This is a genomic window from Cedecea colo (assembly GCF_011808225.1).
Taxonomy (GTDB): domain Bacteria; phylum Pseudomonadota; class Gammaproteobacteria; order Enterobacterales; family Enterobacteriaceae; genus Dryocola; species Dryocola colo.
This window is the reverse complement of the sequence record NZ_SOYS01000034.1, coordinates 1-658: the sequence shown is the minus strand read 5'-3', so window position 1 is coordinate 658 and position 658 is coordinate 1. Positions and strand designations below refer to the sequence as shown.

At 47.0% G+C, this 658-nt stretch carries 2 protein-coding genes; both read right to left on the bottom strand.

Annotated elements, in window-relative coordinates; translation table 11 throughout:
* Positions 1-197: helix-turn-helix domain-containing protein (locus E2L00_RS21380; protein ID WP_167614626.1), on the bottom strand; the 197-nt coding region annotated here is incomplete at its 3' end.
* A gap of 171 nt (positions 198-368) precedes the next feature.
* The coding region (locus tag E2L00_RS21375) for an IS30 family transposase (RefSeq protein WP_167615040.1) at positions 369-658 on the bottom strand (290 nt) is incomplete at its 5' end.

The window sequence follows — 658 nt, the reverse complement described above, 5'->3', positions numbered from 1 at the left end:
TTTTTGAGATTAGGGGCACGTCGGCTGCGGTTTATCAGTGCATCCACGCCGCCTTCATCGGCCAGCTCACGATAGCGATAAAATGTATCACGCGAGACGCCCATGATTTTACAGGCTTTCGACACATTGCTGAGTTCTTCAGCCAGATTGAGCAAACCAGTTTTGTGTTTGATGACGGGATTGGTAGTATGAAGCATGAGAGTTACCTCGTGTTTTGCATAAGGATTCGACACCCATATCAAAACCGGTAACTCTCAACCTTTCAAGGCCGTGTGTCAGATCAAGTCGCGACTAATACACTTAAGTATGTATCGCCATTATTTCGCCAATCATCTGGCAGCGGCTAACTTCCGCTTCTCGCTGTGAGTTCAACCGATGGATGCAACACATTGATTGAACCGCTCTGCGGGTGATTCATAGTCCAGCGTTTTTCTCGGCCTCTCGTTGAGCTGTCTGGCGACACTGTTTAGTCTTTGTTGGCTGTGCACTGATAAGTCAGTTCCTTTTGGAAAATACTGTCTGAGTAATCTGTTTGTATTTTCATTTGAGCCGCGTTGCCAGGGAGATTGAGGATCACAGAAATAAATCTGAATGTCTGTCGCTACAGTAAATCGGGTGTGGCTGGTCATTTCAGCCCCCCGATCCCATGTCAGTGTTT